23 protein-coding genes are annotated in these 24,772 nt (G+C 61.6%); 10 read left to right on the top strand and 13 right to left on the bottom strand.

Annotated elements, in window-relative coordinates; genetic code table 11:
• Positions 1-6: 6 nt before the first annotated feature.
• On the bottom strand, positions 7-1,458 hold the full coding sequence (locus tag ABV589_RS04450) for an NAD(P)/FAD-dependent oxidoreductase (protein ID WP_367085063.1): 1,452 nt from the start codon (positions 1,456-1,458) through the stop codon (positions 7-9).
• A 283-nt stretch (positions 1,459-1,741) separates the two neighbouring features.
• Between ABV589_RS04450 and ABV589_RS04445 the strand changes: the two genes are divergently transcribed.
• Together ABV589_RS04445 and ABV589_RS04440 are read left to right on the top strand one after the other, a co-directional pair.
• Positions 1,742-2,815 (top strand): diguanylate cyclase, encoded by a 1,074-nt coding sequence (locus tag ABV589_RS04445; RefSeq protein ID WP_367085062.1) that lies wholly within the window; start codon positions 1,742-1,744, stop codon positions 2,813-2,815.
• A 126-nt stretch (positions 2,816-2,941) separates the two neighbouring features.
• Positions 2,942-4,177, top strand: a complete 1,236-nt coding sequence (locus ABV589_RS04440; protein ID WP_367085061.1) for a M20/M25/M40 family metallo-hydrolase — start codon at positions 2,942-2,944, stop codon at positions 4,175-4,177.
• A 551-nt stretch (positions 4,178-4,728) separates the two neighbouring features.
• Here ABV589_RS04440 and ABV589_RS04435 read toward each other — a convergent pair.
• The 8 genes from ABV589_RS04435 to ABV589_RS04400 all read right to left on the bottom strand — a co-directional run bounded on the left by ABV589_RS04435 (position 4,729) and on the right by ABV589_RS04400 (position 13,019).
• Positions 4,729-5,598, bottom strand: coding sequence for an oxaloacetate decarboxylase (locus tag ABV589_RS04435; protein WP_007968750.1), 870 nt, complete (start codon positions 5,596-5,598; stop codon positions 4,729-4,731).
• A 185-nt stretch (positions 5,599-5,783) separates the two neighbouring features.
• A complete protein-coding gene (gene astA, locus ABV589_RS04430; protein ID WP_367085060.1) occupies positions 5,784-6,818 on the bottom strand; it encodes an arginine N-succinyltransferase in 1,035 nt (344 codons plus the stop codon).
• Between the two features lie 61 nt (positions 6,819-6,879).
• Positions 6,880-7,896: an arginine N-succinyltransferase gene (locus ABV589_RS04425; protein ID WP_367085059.1), complete on the bottom strand. Its 1,017-nt coding sequence runs from the start codon at positions 7,894-7,896 to the stop codon at positions 6,880-6,882.
• A gap of 119 nt (positions 7,897-8,015) precedes the next feature.
• Positions 8,016-9,365 carry an APC family permease gene (locus tag ABV589_RS04420; protein ID WP_367085058.1) on the bottom strand — a complete coding sequence of 450 codons (1,350 nt, stop codon included), beginning with the start codon at positions 9,363-9,365 and terminating at the stop codon, positions 8,016-8,018.
• Between the two features lie 88 nt (positions 9,366-9,453).
• A complete protein-coding gene (locus tag ABV589_RS04415; RefSeq protein ID WP_367085057.1) occupies positions 9,454-10,206 on the bottom strand; it encodes an N-formylglutamate amidohydrolase in 753 nt (250 codons plus the stop codon).
• Positions 10,190-11,521: a glutamine synthetase gene (locus tag ABV589_RS04410; RefSeq protein WP_367085056.1), complete on the bottom strand. Its 1,332-nt coding sequence runs from the start codon at positions 11,519-11,521 to the stop codon at positions 10,190-10,192. Before ABV589_RS04410 ends, ABV589_RS04415 begins: the two co-directional genes overlap by 17 nt.
• Positions 11,518-12,162: an isochorismatase family cysteine hydrolase gene (locus ABV589_RS04405; protein ID WP_367085055.1), complete on the bottom strand. Its 645-nt coding sequence runs from the start codon at positions 12,160-12,162 to the stop codon at positions 11,518-11,520. Before ABV589_RS04405 ends, ABV589_RS04410 begins: the two co-directional genes overlap by 4 nt.
• Positions 12,163-12,164: 2 nt before the next feature.
• Positions 12,165-13,019 (bottom strand): MurR/RpiR family transcriptional regulator, encoded by an 855-nt coding sequence (locus ABV589_RS04400; protein ID WP_007968763.1) that lies wholly within the window; start codon positions 13,017-13,019, stop codon positions 12,165-12,167.
• 315 nt (positions 13,020-13,334) lie between these two features.
• Between ABV589_RS04400 and ABV589_RS04395 the strand changes: the two genes are divergently transcribed.
• Both ABV589_RS04395 and cobF read left to right on the top strand, forming a co-directional pair.
• The gene (locus ABV589_RS04395) at positions 13,335-13,925 is read left to right on the top strand and encodes a histidine phosphatase family protein (RefSeq protein WP_367085054.1); all 591 of its coding nucleotides are present in this window, start codon (positions 13,335-13,337) and stop codon (positions 13,923-13,925) included.
• Positions 13,925-14,680: a precorrin-6A synthase (deacetylating) gene (cobF, locus tag ABV589_RS04390; RefSeq protein WP_367085053.1), complete on the top strand. Its 756-nt coding sequence runs from the start codon at positions 13,925-13,927 to the stop codon at positions 14,678-14,680. Before ABV589_RS04395 ends, cobF begins: the two co-directional genes overlap by 1 nt.
• A 134-nt stretch (positions 14,681-14,814) precedes the next feature.
• On the opposite strand, the gene ftrA is transcribed toward cobF, so the two are convergent.
• Positions 14,815-15,789 (bottom strand): transcriptional regulator FtrA, encoded by a 975-nt coding sequence (gene ftrA, locus ABV589_RS04385; protein WP_367085052.1) that lies wholly within the window; start codon positions 15,787-15,789, stop codon positions 14,815-14,817.
• A 102-nt stretch (positions 15,790-15,891) separates the two neighbouring features.
• Here ftrA and ABV589_RS04380 point away from each other — a divergent pair, with 102 nt between their 5' ends.
• The 4 genes from ABV589_RS04380 to ABV589_RS04365 all read left to right on the top strand — a co-directional run bounded on the left by ABV589_RS04380 (position 15,892) and on the right by ABV589_RS04365 (position 19,623).
• Positions 15,892-16,320 (top strand): rhodanese-like domain-containing protein, encoded by a 429-nt coding sequence (locus ABV589_RS04380; protein ID WP_367085051.1) that lies wholly within the window; start codon positions 15,892-15,894, stop codon positions 16,318-16,320.
• A gap of 318 nt (positions 16,321-16,638) precedes the next feature.
• Positions 16,639-17,418 (top strand): ABC transporter substrate-binding protein, encoded by a 780-nt coding sequence (locus ABV589_RS04375; RefSeq protein ID WP_007968774.1) that lies wholly within the window; start codon positions 16,639-16,641, stop codon positions 17,416-17,418.
• Positions 17,419-17,617: 199 nt separating this feature from the next.
• Complete coding sequence (locus tag ABV589_RS04370; protein ID WP_367085050.1) at positions 17,618-18,730, top strand: succinylglutamate desuccinylase/aspartoacylase family protein; 1,113 nt, start codon at positions 17,618-17,620, stop codon at positions 18,728-18,730.
• Between the two features lie 176 nt (positions 18,731-18,906).
• The gene (locus tag ABV589_RS04365; protein ID WP_367085049.1) at positions 18,907-19,623 is read left to right on the top strand and encodes a prolyl oligopeptidase family serine peptidase; all 717 of its coding nucleotides are present in this window, start codon (positions 18,907-18,909) and stop codon (positions 19,621-19,623) included.
• Positions 19,624-19,626: 3 nt separating this feature from the next.
• Here the strand turns inward: ABV589_RS04365 and ABV589_RS04360 are convergent, their stop codons facing one another.
• Both ABV589_RS04360 and ABV589_RS04355 read right to left on the bottom strand, forming a co-directional pair.
• Positions 19,627-20,193, bottom strand: coding sequence for a hypothetical protein (locus ABV589_RS04360; RefSeq protein WP_367085048.1), 567 nt, complete (start codon positions 20,191-20,193; stop codon positions 19,627-19,629).
• A 207-nt stretch (positions 20,194-20,400) separates the two neighbouring features.
• On the bottom strand, positions 20,401-21,183 hold the full coding sequence (locus ABV589_RS04355) for a hypothetical protein (RefSeq protein ID WP_367085047.1): 783 nt from the start codon (positions 21,181-21,183) through the stop codon (positions 20,401-20,403).
• Between the two features lie 146 nt (positions 21,184-21,329).
• Here ABV589_RS04355 and ABV589_RS04350 point away from each other — a divergent pair, with 146 nt between their 5' ends.
• Entirely contained in the window at positions 21,330-21,866 is a 537-nt protein-coding gene (locus tag ABV589_RS04350; protein WP_367085046.1) for a chalcone isomerase family protein, read from the top strand.
• A gap of 158 nt (positions 21,867-22,024) precedes the next feature.
• The gene (locus ABV589_RS04345) at positions 22,025-23,344 is read left to right on the top strand and encodes an Nramp family divalent metal transporter (RefSeq protein WP_367085045.1); all 1,320 of its coding nucleotides are present in this window, start codon (positions 22,025-22,027) and stop codon (positions 23,342-23,344) included.
• A gap of 247 nt (positions 23,345-23,591) precedes the next feature.
• On the opposite strand, the gene ABV589_RS04340 is transcribed toward ABV589_RS04345, so the two are convergent.
• Complete coding sequence (locus tag ABV589_RS04340) at positions 23,592-24,764, bottom strand: acetyl-CoA C-acetyltransferase (RefSeq protein ID WP_367085044.1); 1,173 nt, start codon at positions 24,762-24,764, stop codon at positions 23,592-23,594.
• Positions 24,765-24,772 lie beyond the last annotated feature (8 nt).

Here is a 24,772-nt window from a genome sequence, read left to right as displayed (position 1 = left end):
ACGTATTCAGGACAGAATGTGGTCAGCCGGTTTCAGCGCCCGGGTCAACCGGTAGTAGCTGAAACTGAAGCCCGGAAATATCGCGATCACATGACCGCTCTTGCTCTGATACCAACTGTGACAGCCGCCGGACTTCCACACCGTGCGTTCCATCTCACGGTGGATCATTGCAGTGTAGGTACGTTCCGCTTCGGGGCGCACTTCGATGCTGCGCAGGCCTTTTGACTGCAGGGTGTGGATGCAGTCGAGGATGTAGTTCATCTGCGCTTCGATGATGAACAGCGCCGAGGTATGGCCGATGCCGGTGTTCGGGCCGGTGACGATAAACAGGTTGGGAAAGTCCGGCAGGCTGGTGCCCAGATAAGCGCGCGGGTACTGCGCCCAGACGTCCTTGAGTTGCACGCCGTGCTTGCCGGTCACTGGGTAGGAGACCACGCCGTCGGTGGCGTCATAGCCGGTAGACCAGACAATCAAATCGACGTCGATTTGCTGGCCGTCCGTGGTGGTGATCCCGTTTTTATCGATTTCGGCGATGCCTTGTTCGCGGCTGTGCAGCGTGACATTGGGCCGGGTCAGCGCCGGGTAATAGGTGCTGGACAGCAGGATGCGCTTGCAGCCGATGGTGAAGTCCGGGGTGAGTTTTGCGCGCAGAACCGGGTCCGGCACTTGTTGCTTGAGAAAACGCAGGGCCTGACGCTGAACCAGGTGAATTGCCGGTTTCGAATATTTGAAGGCGATCACCCGGGTTTCGAATTGCCAGTAGAGCAGCCAGCGCAGCAGCTTGTACGCCGGTTTGACACCCAGCAGCCAGCGCTGGAAAGGCCCGAACGTGCGATCGGCACGCGGCAGCACCCAATGTGGCGTGCGCTGGAACACGTGCAATTGCTCGACCTCGGCGGCAATCGCCGGAATCACTTGGGCGGCACTGGCGCCGCTGCCGACGATGGCCACGCGTTTACCGCGATAGTCGTAGCTGTGATCCCAATTGTTGGTATGAAAAGTCTTGCCTTCAAAGCGATCCAGGCCGGGGAAGGGCGGGATCACCGGTTGGCTCAACGGTCCGGAGGCGTTGATCACGAACTGCGCGTAGAAAATCCCTTTGCTGGTGTGCACCGCCCAGCGCTTTTCGGTGTCGTCCCATTCGATGCGTTCGACGTTGGTTTGCAGCGCCACCCGCTCGCGCAGGCTGAAGCGCTCGATGACGTATTCGGTGTAGCGATGCAGTTCGGCCTGGGCGGCGAACATCTGTGTCCAGGGAAATGGCGCAAACGACAACGAGTAGAGCGGCGACGGCACATCCACCGCCGCACCGGGGTAGGTGTTCTGGCACCAGGTGCCGCCGAAAAAGTCCCTTCTTTCCAGCAAGCGAAAATCGTCGATCCCGGCCTTGAGCAAGTTGACCGCCGCACATTGGCCGCCAAATCCGCTGCCGATGATCAACACTCGGTAGGTGTGCATGGGCCTCCTTCTTATAGTTGTTTTTCCGTTTTCATCCTTTCAGGTATAGCTAAATATTTGCCGGGTGGGAGCGGGTTTGCTCCGGGTGGTGTTTTGATGGATGCGGAGTGTCAGATACGGGGATGTCTACTGAACTGCCGCCTTCGCGAGCAAGCTCGCTCCCACAGTTAAGTGAGTGAAGGCGCGGGGCTGGCCGGTGATGGTTATTTAACGGCTGCCTGTTAGACTTCCAGCACATCCGTCTGAGGGTGTGCGCAGGTTCCGTCGAGTGGTCGAGGCCCTTATGCGAAAAAAGGGGGGAAAGGGACTTTCACTGGCCAGGAGGCTTTATACATCGCGAACCCTAGGACTGGTGCTGGGGCTGTTGTGCGTGAGCGCGGCGATGTACCCGCTCGATCCGCCGCTGTGGGTCTGGGCGCTGATGCTGTTCAACGGCCTGCTCTGGCCGCACCTGGCGTTTCAATGGGCTCGTCGTGCCAGCGTTCCTTACCATGCGGAACACCGCAATCTGTTGGTTGACGCCTTTATGGGCGGCTTCTGGGTCGCCGCCATGCACTTCAATCCACTGCCCAGTGCCACCACCGTTTCGATGATGGCGATGAATAATGTCGCCATCGGCGGTTTGCGTTTTCTCGCCGCAGGCCTGGCGGCGCAGATCCTCGGTATCGGCGTCGGCCTGGTGGTTTTCGCCCCGGCGTTCATCCCGCAAACTTCGCCTCTGCAGCTGTATGCGTGTCTGCCGTTGCTGATGCTGTACCCGCTGGCGCTGGGCTGGATCTGCTTTCGCCAGGCCTACACGCTGGGTCTGCACAAGCGTGAACTGCTGGCGCTGAGCCGCACCGATAGCCTTACCGGGCTGCTCAACCACGGCGCGTGGAAGGATCAACTAGAAATCGCCTTTCAACGTTGCCGCCGGCAGAAGCAGGGCGCAGCGATCGCGTTGATCGACATCGACCACTTCAAGGCGATCAACGATACCTACGGGCATGTGGCGGGTGACATCGTGCTGCGCCAGTTGAGCAAAATGCTCAAGCAGAACCTGCGCGCTGCGGACGTCGCCGGGCGCTATGGCGGCGACGAGTTTTGCGTGATCCTGCCCGACCTGCCGCTGTTCAATGCCGCGCAGGCGATGGAGGCCTTGCGCGAGCGTTTCGCCACCCTGGGTTACGAGCAGAACCCGGCGCTCAAGGTCAGTCTGAGCATTGGTCTGGCGGCTTACGAACCGGCGCACGGCGATGCGACCCGTTGGCTCAATGATGCGGATCAGGCGCTGTATGAGGCCAAGGCGAGCGGGCGCAATCGGGTGATCTGCAACAGTGATGATCTGCCGAAGCAGGAACTGCTCGATTCGGTCTGACTGCCCAGCACAATTTCCTCCTACAGGTGTTCGTTGTCGGCCGCAGAGATGTCGCATCCGGTATAGAGCCTTGCGTCGATGTCAGGTACGGTTCAATCCCCCCCGACGCGAAACAAGGATCGATTCATGACGTTCTCATTTTCCCGCTCGCTGCTGGCCGCCAGTCTCGGCCTGTCCCTCGCCCTAAGTTCCGCCGGCGCCTTCGCCGAACCGCACAAGCAAGTGCTGGCCGACGCCGAACAGTATCAACCCGAAGCCCTGAAACTGCTGGAACGGCTGGTCAACATCGACTCCGGTTCCGGTTATGAACCGGGCCTGAAACAAGTCAGCGAGATCGCCATCGAGGAGCTGAAAAAGCTCGGCGCGACCATCGAACGGGTGCCCAACACCCCGGAAAAATCCAACCACGTGTTGGCGACCTTCAAAGGCACCGGCAAGGCGAAAATCCTCTTGATGGCGCACATGGACACGGTGTTCAAAGAGGGCTCCGCCGCCGAGCGCCCGTTCCGCATCAAGGACGGTCGCGCCTACGGGCCGGGGGTGATGGACGACAAGGGCGGCATCGTCGCCGGGATCTACGCGCTGAAGATTCTGAAGAACCTCGACTTCAAGGACTACGCACAAATCACCTTCCTGCTCGACGCCAGCGAAGAAACCGGCTCGGACGTCGCCACCGACCTGATCAAGAAAACCGCCAAGGCCCACGACGTGACCCTCAACCTCGAACCGGGGCGTCCGGCCGATGGCTTGGTGGTGTGGCGCAAGGGCAGCGCGACGGCGCTGGTCGAGGTCAAGGGCAAGGCGGCGCATGCCGGGGTCGCGCCGGAACTGGGGCGGAACGCGGCGATGGAAGCGGCGCACCAGATTCTGCAACTGGGCAAACTCGGCGACGAAGCGAAGAAAACCACGATCAACTTCACCGTGCTCCAGGCCGGTGATCGCACCAACGTGATTCCGGATCACGCCACCGCCAAGGCTGACGTGCGTGCAGCGGTGCCGGAAGAGTTCGACCGGATCGAGAAAGACCTGGCGCGAGTGTCGCAGGACAAGCTGATCGCCGAAACAGAAGTCACCACCAGCCTCAAACGCGGGTTGCCGCCGATGCCGCAGACGGCGGAGTCGGATCGCTTGATGGCCATGGCGCAAGGGATTTACGGCGAGATCGGCCGCAAGCTGACCGAAGAGGGCAGCGGTGGTGCGGCGGATGCCAGCCTGTCAGCCGGCGTGGGCACGCCGACGCTGGACGGCTTCGGGATAGTCGGCGGTAATATTCATACGCCGGAGGAATACGCCGAAGTGGCGAGCGTGACGCCACGGATTTATCTGTTGTCGCGGATGATCATGGAGCTGGCCAAGCGCTGACTCCCGCGGTGGGGCGGTGCTGCAACTGACGCCTTCGCGAGCAAGCTCGCTCCCACAATGGATCTGTGCCGAACACCAATGCTGTGTTCACTGAAGATCCACTGTGGGAGCGAGCTTGCTCGCGAAGGCGGGGGGGCAGGCTAAATGGGTGTTGAATGTGCCGACGTCATCGCGAGCAGGCTCACTCCTACATGGGATCTGTGCCGAACACCAATGCTGTGTTCACTGAAGTTCCACTGTGGGAGCGAGCTTGCTCGCGAAGGCGGGGGGTCAGGCTAAATGGGTGTTGAATGTGCCGACGTCATCGCGAGCAGGCTCACTCCTACATGGGATCTGTGCCGAACACCAATGCTGTGTTCACTGAAGATCCACTGTGGGAGCGAGCTTGCTCGCGAAGGCGGGGGGCAGGCTAAATGGGTGTTGAATGTGCCGACGTCATCGCGAGCAGGCTCACTCCTACATGGGATCTGTGCCGAACACCAATGCTGTGTTCACTGAAGATCCACTGTGGGAGCGAGCTTGCTCGCGAAGAGGCCAGTCCTGACCGCAGCTTATTCCTTGACGCTCATGTATTCCTTGGCCCAGAGGATGTAATCCTCAGGCTGGGTATAGGTGTGCGTCAGTTCGGTGGCGCTCAGGTCCGAGGCCTGGGTGAAGATCTGGCGTTGTTCGCGCAGGCTGTCGTAAGTCGCCTTGATCGCGGCGAAGTACGCACCGTGGCCGTCGATGGTCACGCGTACGCCGAGTTCGGCCAGGCGCTTGTCGTCGCGCAGGGCCGGGTTGCCATAGGTGACCAGCATCAGCGGCACCGTCAGGTGTTCGGCGATTTGCTCGAGCTGATCGAAGTCCTGCACCCCGACCATGCAGATGCCATCGGCACCAGCGGCCTGGTATTGCTTGGTGCGGCTGATGATTTCCTGATTCGGCAGGATCCCGGCGTTGGTGCGGGCGATGATTGCCATTTCCGAATCGACCCGGGCTTCCAGCGCCGCGCGGATCTTGCCGACGCCTTCAGCGACCGAAATCAGGTCTGTGGATTTGCGGCCGAATTGCGCCGGCAGCAGGGTGTCTTCGATGGTCAGGGCGGCGACGCCGGCGCGTTCCAGTTCAACGATGGTGCGCATCACGTTGAGGGCGTTGCCGTAGCCGTGGTCGGCGTCGGCGATCACTGGCAGTTGGGCGACGCGGCCGATGCGGGTGGCCTGTTCGGCGAACTCGCTGAGGGTGATCAGGGCAAAGTCGGGGGCGCCGAGCACCTGCAATGAGGCCACGGAGCCGCCGAGGATCCCCACTTCAAAACCCAGGTCGGCGGCAATGCGCGCGGACATCGGGTCGAACACCGAGGCGGTGTGGTAGCAGGTGTCGGAAGCCAGCAATTGACGGAAGTTACGGCGCAAATCTTGATGGGAAAGCCTGGTCATACGAGTTCCACCAATACAAAGGAATGGAACGGCTTGAGCAAAGGTGTCAACGCCGAAGAATGAAAAGGCTATCACGCGAATGGGTCAAGGTTCATGACGAATTTGCGAGTGAGGCGTTGATAAAGGATCCAGCGGCTGAAAGGTTTCATCGGCAGTCAGCGGATTTTCACTGGCAAAACCGCGGATCAGGCGGCTACCGCCTGTTGCTGTTGCCTGGGCAGCAGCACCGCGCGTACCGAATTGCCCGGTTGCAACTGCAAGCGCTTGGCGGTGAGGCGATCGACCACCAGGCTATTGCCGACCAGACGACCGGGGGCCACGGTGATGCGGCAGTTCTCCAGGCGCCGGTTATGGATCAGCCATAACGGGGCCTGTTCGTCCGGGGTGCCGAGGCTCAGGGTCAGCGCCAGGCTGTCGCGCACGGTACGAATGCTGCCGATCGGCGCCTCGATCACCGGGCCACCGTCGAAGATGTCGATGTAGCCCTTATGCGTGAAGCCTTCTGCACGCAGGATCTTCAGCGCCGGTTCGGTGTTGGGGTGCGGCTGGCCGATGACGGCTTGTGCCTGCTCGGTGAGCATGCAGGTGTACAACGGCTGGCGCGGCATCAACTCAGCGATGAACGACTTGTTGCCCAGCCCCGACAAGTGGTCCGCATGGCTGAAGTCCATCTTGAAAAAGTGTCGGCCCAGGCTGTCCCAGAACGGCGAGCAGCCGAGTTCATCGGCGCTGCCACGCAGTTCGGCAATCATCTTTTCGCCAAACAACTGCGGGAATTCGGCCACGAACAGCAGGCGCCCCAACGACAGGAGCCGACCATTGCTGCCTTGGCGGTGTTGCGGATGCAGGAACAGCGAACACAGCTCCGACTGGCCGGTCAGCTCATTGTTGAGAAACAGTGTGGGGATCTGCCGCGAAATGTTGAGATCCGGTGCCGAACTCACAGTTAGACCGACCCGATAGTTGTACCACGGCTCGCGCAGGCCTACTGCGCCGGTCAGGGCGCTGACACCGACCACCCGCAGGTCGTCGTCTTCGAGCACGAACAGATAATCGGCGTCGGCCCGTTCAACCTGTTCGGCGAACGCGCGCTGAGCCCAGCGCACCCGGTGGGCGAGGCGATCCTCATTGGCCGGCAGGGTCGTAAACCCCGGACCGGCCTGTTGCACCAGGGTCATCAGCGCTGGCAGGTCGCTGACTTTGACCGGACGGACGATCATGCGGTAACTCCTTGTACGCGCCTGTTCGGGCACTGTCGTTGGGTATGCAACCGGGCGCGGTTCACAGGGCTGTCAGCCTGACCGTGCTGCCATCGGTAACTTTCAGCGCCGCGCACAGTGCCGGCGTCAGCGACAGCGGTTGATCGGGCTGGTAGTTCAGTTCGGCGACGATGGCCCGGAATCCATGCAGGGCGTCGTTGCTCAGCAGGTAATGGCCACGGGCGCCGATCTGCGCTTGCTGGCGGACGGTGACGGTCTGGCTGCGGGCGATCGAACGGATGTTCGCGGTGCGCGCATACAGGGTCGGACCGGCGTCGAACAGGTCGATGTAGCTGTTGGTTTCAAAGCCTTCGCGTTCGAGGATGTCAAACGCTTCCTGGCCGTCCGGGTGAATCCGGCCGATGCATTCCTGTGCTGCCGGAGGCAGCATCGGTACGTAAATCGGGTATTGCGGCATCAGTTCGGCGAGAAACGTGCGGCTTTGCAGGCCGCACAGGCGCTCGGCCTCGACGTAGGGCAGGTCGAAGAAGTGCTTGCCCAGTGCATCCCAAAACGGCGAGTGACCGTTCTCATCGCTGTAGCCGACGATCTCGGTGATCACCGCCTCGGCGAAACGTTGTGCATGAGCGGCGATGAACAGCAGCCGCGCCCGTGACAGCAATTCGGAAAATGCGCTGCGCACCAACGCGTTGTCGATGTGAAAACCGCGCAGCAGGGTGTGGTCGTTGAGGTCGTGACACAACGACAGCGCCGGCACCCCGTGTTCAATGTTCAACTCCCGCGAGGCACTGGTGAAGTGGCGGTTGCGCAGGCTGTAGAACGGTTCGTTGAAACCGGCAGTAGCGAGGATCTCCGAGCAGCCGACCAGCCGCTGAGTGTCGAGGTCTTCCAGCACGAAGAAGTAGTTCTCCGGGCCTTGCGCCTGAATGTCGCTGTCGAACGAGGCGCAGGAGCCGGCGATTTTATCCCGCAGGCGCTCGCTGTCATCCGGCAGCGACGTGACGCCGACCAGGCTGTCGCGGGCCAGCTGTTGCAATTGCGGCAGGTCGGTTGTCTCGACTGGGCGTAAGACCAGCATGGATGCACTCCTGTATCAAAGGGTCCGGTGATCCCCACCGAACCTGACTATCACTGTCGGTTGCCACGCTTTAAAGCGGCGGTCGCCTGATTTGTTGTCAGACGCCGCTCTTTTTCTTGTCAGCCATTGCTCGGGTCAGGCAGCGCGGTGCTGGCGCCGAGCTTGTTCAGGAAGAACAGATACACCAGGCCCAAAGCGATCCAGATCAGGCCGAGTTTCTGCGCATCGACGCCCATGTTGTACATGATGGCGGCGACGATGATGAAGCCGATCACCGGGCAGATCAGATGGCGCACGACCTGACCGGACTTCTGCCGACGCCAGTAGTAGTTGATCACTGTCAGGTGCAGCAGCATGAAACCGCTGAGGGCTCCGAAGTTGACCAGCGAGGTCAGGGTGTCGACCGAATTGATGAACAGGTAGCAGATCACCAGCGACAGCACCGCCACCAGATAAATGCTCAGGTACGGGGTGTTGTGCTTCGGGTGCACCTTGGCCAGCACTTTCGGCAACTTGCCATCGCGGGCCATGCCGAACAGCAGACGCGACACCGCGGCTTGCGAGGTGATCGCCACCGCAACGCCCCAGGCCAGCGCCGTGGCCACACCGGTCAGGGTTGCCAGCCAGCTGCCGGCCGCGATTTCGGCGATTTCATAGAACGCGGTGTCGGCGGACTTGAAGCCCATGCCGGCGGCCAGATCGGTGGCGATCCAGGTCTGCACGACGAAAATCACGCCCATCACCACCAGAGTGATCAGCGCTGCGCGGCCGACGCTTTTGCCCGGATCGCCCTTGATTTCTTCGGCGAGGGTCGAGATCGCGTCGAAGCCAAGGAACGACAGCACGGCAATCGACACGGCTTGCATCAGCAGGGCGAAGTTGAACGTTTCCGGGTGATACAGCGGCGCCAGGGTCAGCTCGCCGTTGCCGCCGCCGTTGTGCAGGGCGTTCCAGGCGTAGAACAGGAAGATTCCCAGTACCACCAGCTGTGCCAGCAGGAAGATGATGTTCATCCGCGCGGTGAAGGTGATCCCGCGCAGGTTGACGAACGTCGCGCTGACCAGAAACGCCAGAATGAAGCCGACCTTCGGAATGTCCGGGTACAGATGGTTCAGCGCCATCGCCGCGTAGACGTACAGCAGCGGTGGAATCAGCAGGTAGTCGAGCAGCATCAGCCAGCCGGCGATGAAACCGACGTGTTGATTGAGGCCGCGTTGCGCGTAGGAATACACCGAGCCTGCGATCGGAAACGCCTTGGCCATGCTGCCATAGCTCAGCGCGGTGAACAGCATCGCCACCATGCCGATGATGTAGGCCAGCGGCACCATCCCGGGTGCCTCGGCATTCACGTAGCCATACACGCCAAACGGGGCGATGGGGATCATGAAGATCATCCCGTACACCACCAGGTCGGTCAGTGTCAGGCTACGTTTCAACTCCTGTTTGTAGCCGAACTCTTCTATTTCCATGAAGCGCAACTCCTTGTCAGCCTATCCAGCGTTTTTAGTTGTTATATCGGTCCATCGTTTACAGCGTCAGCAGTCTCTAGCGGATTGGTTACAGCAGTGGCGCCAGGCGCTCGGCCCACAGCGAAACCGCCTCCGGGGTGCGCAGCAGATCGTTGCGCACCTCGATCAACACCGATTCCAGTCCTCGGGCATCTCCGTGCACCGGCACGGTCATGTCGCCAAGCGGATCAACCCGGTAGGGCTGGTTGCCCGCGACTTTCAGCGGGTACTGGCCGAGGCCGTCGATCAGCCGTTGCGCATAGGCGCCGGCCTGACCGAACAGCACGCCGACTTCCAGCGGGCGCGGCTGGCCGTAATACACCGGGGTAAAACTGTGAATCCCGACTACCCGTACTGCCTGGCCTTGCGCAACGCGCTGGTCGATCAGGGTCTGCAGCCGGGCGTGAAACGGTTTGAACAGGGTCTGGCGCCGGTATTCGCGAGTGGCTTCGTCCAGCTCGCGGTTACCCGGCACCTGATAAATCTCGCTCTGCGCCGGAATGCTGTCGGGGGCATGCCGGGGCCGATTGAGGTCGATCAGCAGCCGTGAATAGTTGGCGCTCAACAGTGTCGCGCCGAGTGTCTCCGAGAGCTTTTCAGCCAGTTGCAGTGCGCCGATGTCCCAGGCGATGTGTTCGCGCGCGGCTGCATCGTCCAGGCCCAGATTGTTCAGGGCCTCGGGGATGTAGCGGCTGGCGTGCTCGCACACCAGGATCACCGGATGCGATGAATCTTCGCGGCTCAGGTTGTAGACCGGGCGGGTGTACAACCCCAGCTCGGCGGATTCAGTACAGGCGTGCATAGTGCTCACACAGGTCAGCGGGCGAGAGCTGTTCCGTCAGCGCCAGTTCCTCGGTTTTAAGGGCGTGGTAAGTGTCGAGCAACGGCTTGGGCAGCCATTGATTGAAGGCTGCACTGTCACGCAGGCAATCCAGCGCCTGGGCCAGCGAGGCGGGCAGGGCAACGATGCCCCGAGCCTTGCGTTGCTCGTCGTTGAGTGAATCGGGAATTTCATCGGTGATCGCGTTCAGCGCCAGACGCTGTTCGATGCCCAGCCGTCCGGCGATCAGCAGCGCGGCCATCGCCAGGTGCGGCGAGGCGGTGGCGTCCATGGCGCGGAATTCCAGGTTGTACTGCGTCGCCACCGATTTGCCGCCCAGGCTCACGGTCGGGCAGATGCGCAGCGCCGCTTCCCGGTTCTGCTGCCCCAGACACGCGTACGACGCGCTCCAGTGGTGCGGCTGCAGGCGTTCGTACGACACCGGCGTCGGCGCGGTGAACGCACACAGCGCCGGCAGGTAATGCAGGATCCCTGCGGCCCAATGCTGGCCGAGGGTCGACAGACCGTTGCTGGTGCCGGCGTCGTAAAGCAGCGGCAGACCTTGCAGGTCGAGCAGGCTGACGTGCAGGTGCACACCGTTGCACGCCGCGTCGGCCTTGGTTTTTGGCGCGAAGCTGACGTCGACGCCCATTTGCCGGGCGATTTCGCGGGTGATCTCGCGCACGTTGACCGCACGATCCGCCGCCGCCACGCCGAGGGTCGGCCGGCAGGTGATTTCGTATTGGTGCTTGCCGTATTCGGGCAGGAACATTTCCGGCTCGACACCGCCGGCGCGCAGGGCGCTGAGCAGCCAGCCGCCGAACTCTGCACCCTGACGCTGGGCTTCAAGGGAAAACGCCAGGTGTTCGGCGAAGCCGGCATGCAGGTTGAATTCGTGCTCGAACGCCGCGTTGACCTGCAAGCCGAGGTCGTCGCGATAGCGCTCGATTTCATCGCGCAGCAGCGTGCGCGGGCAGGTGCTCCACGGCTGGCCATCGGTCTCGCGGATGTCGCCATGGATGAAGTCCAGCGCCGGTGCCGCGGCGTCCGGGCCATTACCGACCGTCACGCGGCTGCTCAAATCCGGAATCAACCGCAAATCGCCGTATGCGCCCCACGGGTTGGTCGAGGCGATAATGTCCTGAGGCGTCAGTGCGCTGTTGGCCGGGACCCAGCCGCACCCGGCGGCTTGATAATGCTCCAGCTGATCGGTGGGAAACGAGCGGCCACGGGTGATGCCGATCAGGTCGGTGGTGACGATGGTGGTCATCGGCAACGGCGTCAGGCGCTCGCTCATGGACGCATCTCCTGCAAGCGGCCGAGCACGGTTTGCGTGTCGGTGATCCAGCAGTAGCCCTTGATCGCGTTCAGGCAGGCGTCATGCCGCGCCGGGGTGTAGGTGGCGCAGGCGTCTTCGACCAGTGTTACCAGATAGCCGCGGTCGGCGGCATCCCGCACGGCCATGTCGACGCACTGATCGGTGACGATGCCGGCGATGATCAGGTGGCGGGTTTCGAGGTTGCGCAGCACGTAATCGATGTTGGTCGAGTTGAACACCCCAGACGAGGTTTTCGGCAGGACGATCTCGTTTTCCACCGGGGTCAGGTCATCAATGATCCGCGCCTGGGTGCTGCCCTTGGGCAGGTGCATGTCCGACAGTTTGTGATCCAGCGAGCGGTCGCGACCGTCGGCGGTCAGGCTTTCGATAATCGTGTGCAACACGTTCTGCCGCGCTTCGCGAAAGGCACTGAGCAAACGGCGCTGGTTGGGCACCACCTGCATGTGCGCGCGGGTCAGGAAATACTCGGCATCCGGGCCGTTCAGGTGCGGGTCGAACTGCGGTTCGAGCCAGGCACGCTGCATGTCCACCAGCAGCAACGCGGTGTGGTCGATGACGAACGGCAAATCCCGCGGCGAGCGGTGGGGAAGACTGAACATCCTTATTTATCCTCCAGCAGATGGGTGTTGAAGTCGTTGCGCAGGGCGTCGATGCCTTCCAGGCGATCGGCCAGATCGGGGCTGCGCAGGGTCAAGCAGGCAATCAGCGCCTCGACCTGGGCCAGCGCCGGCACCATGGTGTCGAACGGCGAGGCCGATTCCACCGGAGCACTGATGATCAGGTCAGCCAATTCGCGCAGCGGCGAGGCATAGATGTCGGTGAACAACACCACCCGCGCGTTGTTGTTCTTCGCCGCCGAGGCAACCCGCAGGGCCTGGGACTGGTAGCGCCGATAGTCAAACAGCAGCACTACGTCCTGGCGTTGCAGATCGAACAGGCGGTCGGGCAGTTGCGCGTTGTCTTCCAGGGCAAAGCAGCCGGGTCGCAGCAGGCGCAAGTGATTGAGCAGGTAGTTGGCCATCAGGCTGCTGAAGCGCCCGCCGAAGCAGTAGATCTGGTGCCGGGTGTCGAGCAGCCAGTCGAGCAGAATGCGCACGTCTTCAGGTTGTGTCAGGGCCTGGGTTTCCACCATCAGCCGTTGGCTGTCGGCCAGATAATGGCCCCAGGCATCATCCTTGTTCAGGTGCGAACGGGGCTGCAACAGGGTGCGCGGCGAACGCAGGCGGTGATCCATGTCGCTGAGCAGGGCGTCCTGAAACTCGGCATAACCGCCGAATCCGAGCTTCTTCACCAGCCGTACGATGGTCGGATCACTGACGCCGGCGTGCTCGGCCAGACGCGCCATCGGACCCAGGCCATTGCGTGGATACTGGTCGAGCAGGGCGCGAATCACTTTGCGCTCAGACGGCGTCAGCTCCAGGCCGGGATCGGTGATCAAGTCTCTGAGAGGCGGCATCCGGGCTCCTGCTGGATGAAGGGGAAGGGTGTTGAATTCGTTTCATAATCCGTTAAAACAGTATTTATGTAACTCAGGTTACATGTCTAGTGAATTTTTAGCGGTAGCGATTCAGCGTTTAAATAACCTCAGAGCCATGTGCAACAAGGCCTACACAGTTGTCGCCGATCCTTGTAGTCCATTGCCCATCGGCGTGTCAGACATTGCCGTTTTTTCGCCTTCAACATGTCAGGCCAGAAATTCCCGGGATCCCCTGCAACGCCCGGTTTACGGCACAATTGCCGCAAGACCGGCCGTTTGCCGCCGATTTACCGGATGTCCATCGAGTGCAATACCGTGCAATCCACCCGTTTGACTTTGATTTGCCACGCTCGAACCGTCGCACAGAAATTGTCGCGTTTTCCTACGAACGAGCCTGTTGAACATCTGCCATTGGCGCCCGGTGCGTTGGCCACACAATTCGCCAGCGCCAACCGTGTGTTGTGCGGGCCGGAATTGCGCACCCGCCAGACTGCCGAATGGTTCGGTGCGGCGCCGCAAGTGGACGAAGCGCTGCGCGATTGCGATTGGGGGCGCTGGCACGGGCAAGCGATCAAGGATCTGCAACGGCGCGAGGCCGAGGCTTTGCAGGCGTGGATCAGTGATCCGCAGGCTGCACCCCATGGTGGCGAGTCGGTAAGGCAATTGGGCGAGCGTGTGGCGGCGTGGCTGGCCAGCCTGCAAGGTGCGCCGGGGCATATCGTCGCCATCACCCATCCGTTTGTGGTGCGCGCAGCATTGCTGCAGGTGGTGCAGGGCGCAGCGTTCAACGCGATTGATGTTGAACCGTTGTCAGTCGTTGAACTGCGGTTCAACGGCATCTGGCGGCTACGCTTGTCGGGTATCGATCTTGCGGGAGCGCTGTGATGAAACAACTGCTGGTCATCGGCATCGGCGCCGGAAATCCCGACTACATCACGATGCAGGCGGTAAAGGCGCTGAATCAGGTCGACGTGTTCTTTCTGATGGATAAAGGCCAGAGCAAGGACAAATTGATTGATCTGCGACGGGAAATCTGCGCGCGCTACATCACCGATCCTGGGTATCGCTTCGCCGAAGCCCACAGCCCGGAGCGCGAGCGCGGCGACGTTGACTACACCCGCGCGGTCGATGACCTGAACCGCGCCAAGCAAGAAACCTTCGAGCGGCTGATCAATGAAGAATTGGCTGACAACGAATGCGGCGGTTTCCTCGTGTGGGGCGACCCGGCGCTGTACGACAGCACGATTCGTATCCTGCAGGCGATTCTGGCGTCAGGCCGCTGTGCTTTCGAGTTTGAAGTGATCCCCGGAATTACCAGCGTTCAGGCGTTGGCGGCGCAGCATAAGGTGCCGCTGAACAGCATTGGCCGGTCAATCGAAATTACCACGGGCCGGCGTCTGGCGGCGGGGCAGGTGAGTGACACGGACAGCCTGGTGGTGATGCTCGACGCTGAAGATTCCTACCACCATGTGGCGGATCAGCAGACCGAGATTTACTGGGGCGCTTACCTCGGCACGCCGGATGAGATTCTGATCAGTGGCAAGCTTGAGGATGTGGCGGAGCAGATCGAGCGCACGCGCAAAGCGGCGCGGGCCGAGCATGGGTGGATCATGGATACCTATTTGTTGCGCAAGCCTTGATTTGTAGGTTGTCGGTGCAGGCCTCATCGCGGGCAAGCCCAGCTCCCACAGGTTTCTGAGTTGAAACAAGGTGGTGTGTACGACGCAAAGCCTGTGGGAGCTGGTTTGCCAGCGATGGCGTCCGGAAATTCATCTCAGGAAATCGCTTTGAGCCCACGCCCAAACCGCTCCCGATACACCGACGGCGGCACCCCGACCACGCTGCGAAACGCCACACGAAAACTCTCCACCGAGCGATAACCGCAGCGCTGGGCGATCTGCTCGGTGTTGTGCACGCTGCTCTCCAGTAACTCCCGCGCCCGGGCCAGTCGCTCGTGTTGCAGCCACGCCTTGGGCGATTGCCCGCTGGCCTCGGTGAAACGGCGCAGAAAGGTCCGCTCGCTCATGGCCGCTTCGCTGGCCAGATCGCGCACTTCCAGTGGTTGGTGCAGGCGTTCGCGGGCCCACTGCATCACCCGCGACAAGTCGTTGCGGGGTGTCGCGCTGACTGGCATGGGGATGAACTGCGCCTGACCGCCGGTGCGTTGCGGCGACATCACCAGGCGCCGGGCCACTGAATTGGCGACCTGGGTGCCAAAGTCCCGCGCCAGCAGATAGAGGCAGGCATCGATCCCGGCGGCGCTGCCCGCCGAGGTGATCAACTGGCCGGAGTCGACGTAAAGCACATCCGGATCCACCGCAATCGCCGGGAAGCGCCGCGCCAGTTCCTCGGTGTAGCGCCAGTGCGTGGTCGCACCGTGACCGTCGAGCAAGCCACTGGCGGCCAGCACAAACACCCCGGAGCAAATCGACAGCAACCGCGCACCCCGGGCGTGGGCCTGTCGCAAGGCGTCGATCAATGCCGGCGGCACCGGGGCCGCGCGGTCGCGCCAACCGGGAATGATGATGGTGCGCGCCTGCGCCAGCAGCTCCAGGCCGCCGTCGGCCAATACGTGAATCCCGCCCATGGCGCGCATCGGCCCTTGATCGACGGCGACGATACGGTGCTCGTACCACGGGAAATCGAACTCCGGCCGGGGCAGGCCGAAAATCTCCACGGCGATGCCGAACTCGAAGGTACAGAGGCCGTCGTAGGCCAGAATCGCAACCAATCCAGGTGAGTCAGGCATTTGGCGGAAAATTCCCGGTGAGTGTCTTGCGCGCCACTGTAGCGCCAAGTGCCGGCCCGATAAAGTCTGCTCACACACCAACAGATGAAGGAGCCACACAACATGACCAGCCTGGTTCGCGATATTCCTGCCGCACCGTCGGCGATTGCCCTGATGCATTTCAGCAACCGTCTGACGTTTGAAACCGATTGTTCTGACGTGTACAGCAGCCAGGAGGCCGGTGAAGTCGATTTTGTTCTGGTCGATGTGCGCAGTCGTTTGGCGTTCGAGCGCGGTCACGTGCCGGGCGCGATCAACATTCCGACCCGCTCGCTGACCGCCGAAGGCCTGGCGGAGTATTCGACGAACACGTTGTTCGTGGTCTATTGCGCCGGCCCGCACTGCAACGGCGCCAACAAGGCTGCGGTGAAACTGGCGGCGTTGGGTTACCCGGTCAAGGAGATGATTGGCGGTGTGACTGGGTGGCTGGATGAAGGGTTCAGCTTGAGTGCTACTCAAACCGCCAAGGCGCCTATTGGATGTGAATGCTGAATGCTTTTGTAGGAGCTGCCGCAGGCTGCGATCTTTTGACTTTTAAAGAGCAAAAGATCGCAGCCTGCGGCAGCTCCTACAAAGGCAATTTTTGTCGTTTTCAAAGATTTGTCCTACAGCCTTTGCACCATGTCGGCGCAGCGTTGATCCCGGTCAACGCGTGCGCCGATTTTCTGTAAGTATTTGTCGCCTAAACACAATTTACCCTGTGCGCGCCGCCATAGACTGCCGGCCACGTCGGTTTTTGCCGCTAATTGGCCATGACCGAACGCCCAATCGAAAGCTGCCAATAAAAGCCTCCGCACACAGGAGTAATAAATGAAGAAGCTAGTGATGTTCGGTGCCCTGGCACTGTCGATGTTGTCCCTGACCGCTGTAGCCGAAGACGCCAAACCGATTCGTCTGGGGATTGAAGCCGCTTACCCGCCATTCTCGATGAAAACCGCTGACGGCAAACTCACCGGGTTCGACGTCGATATCGGCGATGCCCTGTGCAAACAGATGGACGTCAAATGCGTATGGGTCGAGCAGGAATTCGATGGCCTGATCCCGGCACTCAAAGTGAAGAAGATCGACGCGATCCTGTCCTCGATGACCATCACCGACGACCGCAAGAAAAACGTCGATTTCACCATCAAGTACTACCACACCCCGGCGCGTTTCGTGATGAAGGAAGGCTCGGGCATCACTGATCCGCTGACCCAGCTCAAGGGCAAGAAGGTCGGCGTGCTGCGCGCCAGTACCCACGACCGTTATGCCACCGACATGGCCAAAGACGCCGGGTTTGAAGTGGTGCGCTATGGCTCGCAACAGGAAGCCAACCTGGATATGAAGTCCGGTCGTCTCGACGCGATGCTGGCCGACTCGGTCAACCTCAGCGACGGTTTCCTGAAGACCGATGCCGGTAAAGGCTTCGAATTCGTCGGCCCGACCTATGAAGACGCCAAGTACTTCGGCGGTGGCGCCGGCATCGCCGTGCGCAAGGGCGATACCGAACTGGCGGAGAAATTCAACAAGGCCATCACCGAAATCCGCGCCAATGGCGAGTACAAGAAAGTCCAGGACAAGTACTTCGACTTTGACGTGTACGGCCATTAATACGCTATAGAAAAAAGTGGCCCCGTGAATGCGGTGGCCACTTTTTTTGTGCTCTGATTCATAGGAGAACCCTGTAGGAGTGAGCCTGCTCGCGATAGCGGTTTAACATTCAGCCACTTTAGTGCCTGACACACCGCTATCGCGAGCAGGCTCACTCCTACAGGGGATCTGCGTGATCCAGCCATTCAGGAGTTTTCCCATGCAACGCATCGACCATGTCCTGCCCTGGAGCCATCTGGGCAGCGAACGTTCCCTCAGCGTCTTCCGTTACGGCGCCGGCAGCCGCAAGGTGTATATCCAGGCCAGTCTGCACGCCGACGAACTGCCGGGCATGCGCACCGCGTGGGAACTCAAGCAGCGCCTCAGCGAACTGGAACACCAGGGTCGCCTGCAAGGGGTGATCGAGCTGGTGCCGGTGGCCAATCCGATCGGCCTCGACCAGCATCTGCAAGGCAGCCACATGGGGCGCTTCGAGCTGGGCAGCGGGAAGAATTTCAACCGCTCGTTCGTTGAACTCAGCGCGCCAGTGGCGGCGCGAATCGGCGAGCGGCTGGGCAGTGATGCCGAAGCCAATATCGCGCTGATCCGCCAGACCATGGGTCAGGTGCTCGACGAACTGCCGGCCCCGGCCTCGCAACTGGAAGCGCTGCACCGCTTGCTGCTGCGCCATGCCTGCGACGCCGACATCACCCTTGATCTGCATTGCGATTTTGACGCGGCGATTCACATTTACGCACTGCCGCAACACTGGCCGCGCTGGCAATCGCTGGCGGCGCGACTGAAGGCTGGCGTCGCCTTGCTGTGTGAAGACTCCGGTGGCAGTTCGTTCGACGAGTCGTGCTCGTCGCCGTGGCTGCGTCTGGCGCGGGCGTTCCCGAACGCGGCGATTCCTCCGGCGAATCTTGCCACCACCCTGGAACTGGGCAGCATGGGCGACACCCGGGTTGATCAGGCGCAGGCCAATTGTGAAGCGATTCTCGGCTTTCTCGCCGAGCAGGGTTTCATCAGCGGCGAATGGCCGGCGGCACCGCAGGAATGCTGCGAAGGCATGCCGTTCGAAGGCACCGAATATCTGTTCGCGCCGCACCATGGCGTGGTCAGTTTCCTGCGCAATGCCGGGGAATGGGTGGAGAAGGGCGATGCGCTGTTCGAGGTGGTGGACCCGTTGAATGACCGCCTCACCACCGTCCGCGCCGGCACCAGCGGCGTGCTGTTTGCGATTGATCGTGGGCGTTACACCCAACCGGGGATCTGGCAGGCCAAGGTGGCAGGGCGTGAGCCGATTCGGGTGGGCAAGCTGATCAACGACTGACAGATCTTCGGTGTTTTTGCTGGCTTCATCGCTGGCAAGCCAGCTCCCACAGTGATCGGTGGTGCTCACAAAACCCGTGGGAGCTGGCTTGCCAGCGATGGCGGCATCCGCGACACCACACCTTTCAGACAATGTTAGGCTGTCTCCGAACCCGACACTCCGCGAAGGAAGGCTTTATGTTGAAGGCGTTTGCCCTGTTGACCCTCCTGGCGTCCAGCGCCGTTCACGCGCAGACCACGCTGCAAAGCGACCTGCCACTGAAATACATCGAGCAGGTTCACCCGGACGCGAACACCCGGCCGCTGGTGATTTTCCTGCACGGTTACGGCAGTAACGAAGCCGATCTGATCGGTATGAAGTTTCAGTTGCCGGCGCAGTACAACTACCTGTCAGTGCAGGCACCGCTGGCGCTGGGCGAAGGACGTTTCCAGTGGTTTCGCAAGAAAGGCGAAGGTGCCTACAACGGTGAGACCGATGATCTGCAGGCCAGCGGCCAGAAGTTGCGGGCGTTTGTCGCGCAGGCGGCGCAGAAATATCACGCCAGCCCGGACAAGGTGTACCTGATCGGTTTCAGTCAGGGCGCGATGATGACCTACGAAGTGGGCTTGCGTCCGCCGGTGGCGGTCGGCGGCATTGCGGCGTTGAGTGGACGGCTGTTGCCGGTGTTGAAAGGCGAACTCAAGGCGCAGCAGCAACCGTTGCCGCTGCACATCTTCATCGGCCATGGCACCGCCGATGATCGAGTGCCGTACCACGACGGCACCGAGGCCGATGCGCTGCTGCAGAAACTCGCCTATAAGCCCGAGTTTCACGCCTATCCCGGCGTCGGCCACAGCATCAGCACGGCCGAGCTGCGCGACTTGAATGCCTGGCTGCAGCAACTCAATCCGTAAGGATCACTTGTCCTTGAGGATGGTTTTCACCAGCGCATCGTGACCGCTCTTGTCGCTGGCCCGGGAAATCACCTGGACCAGCGCCATGCGTTTGCCGGACGCGGCGAGCAGGGTGGTGTTCAGAGTCTGGCCGCCGCCCTGAGTGGCGGTGCTGTCGACCTGACGCACGCCGAGGCCGCTGCTTTTCTGGGTCAGGCTTTTTTCGCTGAGCTTGTTGAAGTCCGGCAGGGCCTTGCGCTGGTCATCGATGAAACTCGCCAGGCTGCCATCGAGAAATTCGTTGTCGTTGTCCTTGACGCTGGTGCCCCCGGCGATCTGGTTTTCCGCGGCGATGACCACGGTTTTGGTCGCCTGATTGGTGTACATCGTGCCCTTGGCACCGGTCGGCCCGGCCGGCAGCGGGTCGGCGGTAAAACCTTTGGGCAGGACGAAGGTGAACTTGCCGTCGAGCATCGACACGCTGTTGGTCGCCGCTTTTTCCTTGGCCTTGGCGGCCTGGGCATTGATGGCGCCGAGACCGGCGACCGCCGCCAGCAACAGGACGACGGCTTTCTTGCTGAGCAATGACATGTAAATCTCCGGAGGGGGTTGGTCGCGCCAGGGCGGCGATGATCCCACGGAGCGTGCCTGGCATTCCAGCGCGGTTTGTCGAACATTTGTGGCGAGGGAGCTTGTCGGATCGCCGCACCGTCCCGCTCGGCTGCGCAGCAGTCGTAAAAATCATAGGGGCGTTGCGCACGCCCGCGGGAGCAAGCTCCCTCGCCACAGTGAATTACGTCAGCCTTGGGGTTGTGGGCTTTTGGCTGGTGCTGGGCGGGCCAGCAGTTTGCGGGTAACGCCGAGCATCGCCACCGACACCGCAACACCGGCGATGAATCCGCTCAGGCCCAGGGTTGGCAGGGTCAGCGCCGACACCAGGCAAAACGCCGAAAACGAGTACATGCCGGTCGCCGTCGCCCGCAGCAATGCCGTGGTAAACGCCGGGCCGCGCGTCTGTTGGGAGAACACTGCCATCACACTGCCCAGTACCGGGAACACCGCGAGCAAGCCGCTCCAGCGCTCGCCCACGGTACTGGCGAGCAGGGTCACCAACAGCGTCAACGCCGCCCCGGCAATCATTCGCCAGATCAGTTTGTCGGATTTCGGCGCAGGGCCATTCAGTACCGGCTGCACGTCGGGGAACAGGTACGGCGCGGCGAGCAGGGCAGTGGCTGCCGCAGCGATCGAGAACGGCAGCGACGCCGGAATCAGCGACAGCACCAGCGCCAGCGCCGCCCACACCGACAGCGAAACCGTCAGCGCCCACGGCCAGTTCGCTCGCTGCGCGACCTGCGCGTAGGTGACGCAGAACGCAATCATGGCAAACATCGCCGAGAGCGCCGCGACCGCCGATTGCGCTGCAAATTGCGGTCCCTGTTCAATGGCGAGGAAAAACAGAATCGGCCCGACCACCACCGGCAACCCCGACAGCCAACCGGCCACGCTCGGCCCCCAGCGCTTGCCAGCGAGGGAAATCAGCAGCAGAAAACCGGGGATCAGTAGCAGTTTGAGGATCAGCACGCGGGAGGCTCCGTCGGATGAGAGAGGCCACGTTAGCATTGCCGCTCACCGATTGCTGCATTGTTCTACAAAAACTGTATACAAAGTGCTGGTGTGGATCGCCGACTATGCTCTGACTATCAGGATTTACCGGAGTCGATGCCACGATGAACAGAGCACCTAGGGTGTTGCGTGGTTGTTGTGGCATTGGTCTGTGGGCGTTGCTGCTGACGCCGACCTGGGCCAACTGGCAGGACGCGGTGCCCGGGGCGCAAATCATCGGCAGCGGCGATTTCAGTGTGTTCGGATTCGATGTGTACAACGCGCGGATGTGGAGCGCGGCGCGCCCGTTGTCCACCGAGCAGCCCTTCGCTCTGGAGCTGATCTATCGGCGCAAGATCTCCCGTGACGATCTGGTGCAGGCCAGTGTCGATGAAATCAAACGGCTGGCAGGCTCGAGCGTCAGTCCCGCACAACTGTCCAGGTGGCAAGAGCAAATGCAGCAATCGTTCGTCGATGTGCAGGCCGGCACGCGGATTACGGGCGTGTATCTGCCGGGGCAGGGTGCGCGGTTTTTTATCGGTCAGCAGTTGCAGCATGAAATCGATGATCCGCAGTTTGCCCGGGCGTTTTTCGATATCTGGCTGGATCCGCGCACCCGTAACCCCGAGTTGCGTCAGCAGTTACTGGGCATGAGCCATTAAAGTCAAAAGATCGCAGCCTTCGGCAGCTCCTACAGGGGAACGCATTCCAGTGTAGGAGCTGCCGAAGGCTCGGGCCGCGTTCGGACGATCTTTTGCTCTTCAAGGGTTCAACTGAAACGTCTAAGCTGCGTCTTTCCGACTTGTTTCTGGATGTGTGCGTGAAATTCAGCCTACCCAAAATCGCCACCGCGCCGTTCTGCCCGCCGGAAGTGGCTGGCAGTGTCGCGGTGGATCCGAACGCTTCGTTCTTCAAACGCGTGCTGCGTTTTGCCGGGCCTGGCTTGCTGGTGTCTATCGGCTACATGGATCCGGGCAACTGGGCGACCGCGATCGAGGCCGGTTCGCGTTTTGGTTACAGCCTGCTGTTTGTGGTGTTGCTCGCAAGTCTGGCGGGGATGGTCGTGCAATGCCTGTGCTCGCGGCTGGGCATCGCTACCGGTCGCGATCTGGCGCAATTGTCCCGCGAGCGGTACAGCACCCCGACCGCGCGCCTGCAATGGGTGCTGGCGGAAATCTCGATCATCGCCACCGATCTGGCCGAAGTGCTCGGCTGTGCCCTGGCCTTCCATTTATTGCTTGGCTGTTCGCTGACCTTCGGCATTGCCCTGACCGCCTTCGACACGCTGCTGGTGCTGGCCCTGCAGAACCGTGGCTTTCGCCGACTGGAAGCGATCATGCTGGTGCTGGTGGCGACCATCGGCGTGTGTTTCTTCGTCGAACTGGTGCTGATCAAACCGTACTGGCCAGACGTGTTCGCCGGGTTCAAACCGTCGCTCTCGGCGATCAGCGATGCCGCGCCGTTGTACCTGGCAATCGGTATCCTCGGCGCCACGGTGATGCCGCACAACCTCTACCTGCATACCTCGATCGTGCAGACGCGGATGATCGGCACGGATCTGGCGAGCAAGCAGGACGCGGTGAATCTGGCGCGCATCGACACCATCGGTTCGCTGGCGCTGGCGCTGCTGGTCAATGCGGCGATTCTGATTCTGGCGGCGGCTGCCTTTCACCAGTCCGGGCATACCGACGTGGTGGACATTCAGGACGCCTATCACCTGCTCGACCCGCTGGTGGGCGGTGCGCTGGCCAGTGTGCTGTTTGGCGTGGCGTTGCTGGCGTCGGGGCAGAGCTCGACGTTCACCGGGACCATCGCCGGGCAGGTGATCATGGAGGGTTATCTGAACCTGCGTATTCCCTGCTGGCAGCGGCGGTTGATCACCCGTGGGCTGGCGCTGATCCCGGCGTTCATCGGCGTGTGGCTGATGGGCGACAACGCGGTGGGCAAGTTGCTGGTGTTGAGTCAGGTGGTGTTGAGCCTGCAACTGCCGTTTGCGTTGTACCCGCTGATCCGCATGACCAGTGACAAGCAACTGATGGGGCCGTTTGTGAACAGGCTGCCGACCCGGGTGCTGGCGTGGGGTCTGTTTGCGGTGATCAGTGGGGCAAATGCGTGGTTGATTCTGCAGATGGTGGTGTGAACCCTGATTTTTCTGTTGCCTGAACTGGCCTCATCGCTGGCAAGCCAGCTCCCACAGTGATTGAGGGTGGATTCAAATTCGTTGTACGCCACAGACCCTGTGGGAGCTGGCTTGCCAGCGATAGGGCCCTGAAGATAGACACGAAATTCAGGCAAAAAACACCCGGTGCAACGCGAATCGCACCGGGTTTTTTGTTGCCAGCCAGCGGCGGATGTCGTGGATCCACCACCCGCTGTGAACTCGGGGGTTAAGCGCGCTCCAGCGCCAGCGCCACACCCTGACCGCCGCCGATGCACAGGGTCGCCAGACCCTTCTTCGCATCACGCTTGATCATTTCGTGCAGCAGCGTCACCAGCACGCGGCAGCCCGACGCACCGATCGGGTGACCGAGGGCGATGGCGCCGCCGTTGACGTTTACCTTGTCCAGATCCCATTGCAGATCCTTGGCCACGGCCAGCGATTGCGCGGCGAACGCTTCGTTGGCCTCGATCAGGTCCAGTTGGCCGATATTCCAGCCTGCCTTGTCGAGGCAGCGGCGAGTGGCCGAGACCGGGCCGATGCCCATGATTGCCGGATCCACACCGGCGTTGGCGTATGCAGCGATTTTCGCCAGGCCCAGAGCCTTGGCTTTTTCGGCGCTCATAAGGATGACTGCAGCGGCGCCGTCGTTCAGCGACGAAGCATTACCGGCGGTGACGCTGCCGTCCTTCTTGAACGCCGGACGCAGTTTCGCCAGCGATTCGGCGGTGGTGTCGCCACGCGGTTGCTCGTCGACCTTGAACGCGACCGGATCGCCTTTGCGTTGCGGGATCAGGATCGGGGTGATCTCATCGACAAAGCGTCCGGCCTCAATGGCCGCAGCGGCTTTGCGCTGCGAGGCGGCGGCGAAGGCGTCCTGCTGCTCGCGGCTGATCGCATATTTATCGACCAGATTCTCGGCAGTGATGCCCATGTGGTAATCGTTGAACGCATCCCACAGACCATCGCTGATCATGGTGTCGACGATTTGCGCGTGACCCATGCGCAGACCGGTGCGTGCGCCCGGCATCACGTAGTTGGACAGGCTCATGTTCTCCTGGCCGCCGGCGATGATCACCTCGGCATCGCCGCAACGGATCGCCTGCGCGCCCAGATGCAAAGCTTTGAGGCCCGAGCCGCAGACCTTGTTCAGGGTCATGGCCGGCACGGCGTGGGGCAGGCCGGCCTTGATCGCGGCCTGACGCGCCGGGTTCTGGCCGGCGCCGGCGGTCAGCACCTGGCCCATGATCACTTCATCGACCTGCGCACCGTCCAGACCGGTCTGCTCAAGTAACTGGCGGATCACCGCAGCGCCCAGATCCACGGCGGACACGCTGGCCAGCGAACCCTGGAAACTGCCGATCGCGGTGCGGGTGGCGGCAACAATTACGACGTCTTGCATTTTCGAAT

It is taken from the genome of Pseudomonas sp. HOU2, from assembly GCF_040729435.1.
Taxonomy (GTDB): Bacteria; Pseudomonadota; Gammaproteobacteria; order Pseudomonadales; family Pseudomonadaceae; genus Aquipseudomonas.
This window is presented reverse-complemented; position numbering and strand designations above follow the sequence as displayed.

Coding starts and splice junctions, on each gene's coding strand:
- ABV589_RS04375 (WP_007968774.1), top strand. CDS start 16,639: ATGAAGAAGCTAGTGATGTTCGGTGCCCTGGCACTGTCGATGTTGTCC.
- ABV589_RS04440 (WP_367085061.1), top strand. CDS start 2,942: ATGACGTTCTCATTTTCCCGCTCGCTGCTGGCCGCCAGTCTCGGCCTG.
- ABV589_RS04435 (WP_007968750.1), bottom strand. CDS start 5,598: ATGACCAGGCTTTCCCATCAAGATTTGCGCCGTAACTTCCGTCAATTG.
- cobF (WP_367085053.1), top strand. CDS start 13,925: ATGAAACAACTGCTGGTCATCGGCATCGGCGCCGGAAATCCCGACTAC.
- ABV589_RS04340 (WP_367085044.1), bottom strand. CDS start 24,764: ATGCAAGACGTCGTAATTGTTGCCGCCACCCGCACCGCGATCGGCAGT.
- ftrA (WP_367085052.1), bottom strand. CDS start 15,789: ATGCCTGACTCACCTGGATTGGTTGCGATTCTGGCCTACGACGGCCTC.
- ABV589_RS04350 (WP_367085046.1), top strand. CDS start 21,330: ATGAACAGAGCACCTAGGGTGTTGCGTGGTTGTTGTGGCATTGGTCTG.
- ABV589_RS04445 (WP_367085062.1), top strand. CDS start 1,742: ATGCGAAAAAAGGGGGGAAAGGGACTTTCACTGGCCAGGAGGCTTTAT.
- ABV589_RS04360 (WP_367085048.1), bottom strand. CDS start 20,193: ATGTCATTGCTCAGCAAGAAAGCCGTCGTCCTGTTGCTGGCGGCGGTC.
- ABV589_RS04425 (WP_367085059.1), bottom strand. CDS start 7,896: ATGCTGGTCTTACGCCCAGTCGAGACAACCGACCTGCCGCAATTGCAA.
- ABV589_RS04370 (WP_367085050.1), top strand. CDS start 17,618: ATGCAACGCATCGACCATGTCCTGCCCTGGAGCCATCTGGGCAGCGAA.
- ABV589_RS04420 (WP_367085058.1), bottom strand. CDS start 9,365: ATGGAAATAGAAGAGTTCGGCTACAAACAGGAGTTGAAACGTAGCCTG.
- ABV589_RS04415 (WP_367085057.1), bottom strand. CDS start 10,206: ATGCACGCCTGTACTGAATCCGCCGAGCTGGGGTTGTACACCCGCCCG.
- ABV589_RS04365 (WP_367085049.1), top strand. CDS start 18,907: ATGTTGAAGGCGTTTGCCCTGTTGACCCTCCTGGCGTCCAGCGCCGTT.
- ABV589_RS04395 (WP_367085054.1), top strand. CDS start 13,335: ATGTCCATCGAGTGCAATACCGTGCAATCCACCCGTTTGACTTTGATT.
- ABV589_RS04400 (WP_007968763.1), bottom strand. CDS start 13,019: ATGCCGCCTCTCAGAGACTTGATCACCGATCCCGGCCTGGAGCTGACG.
- ABV589_RS04410 (WP_367085056.1), bottom strand. CDS start 11,521: ATGAGCGAGCGCCTGACGCCGTTGCCGATGACCACCATCGTCACCACC.
- ABV589_RS04380 (WP_367085051.1), top strand. CDS start 15,892: ATGACCAGCCTGGTTCGCGATATTCCTGCCGCACCGTCGGCGATTGCC.
- ABV589_RS04450 (WP_367085063.1), bottom strand. CDS start 1,458: ATGCACACCTACCGAGTGTTGATCATCGGCAGCGGATTTGGCGGCCAA.
- astA (WP_367085060.1), bottom strand. CDS start 6,818: ATGATCGTCCGTCCGGTCAAAGTCAGCGACCTGCCAGCGCTGATGACC.
- ABV589_RS04405 (WP_367085055.1), bottom strand. CDS start 12,162: ATGTTCAGTCTTCCCCACCGCTCGCCGCGGGATTTGCCGTTCGTCATC.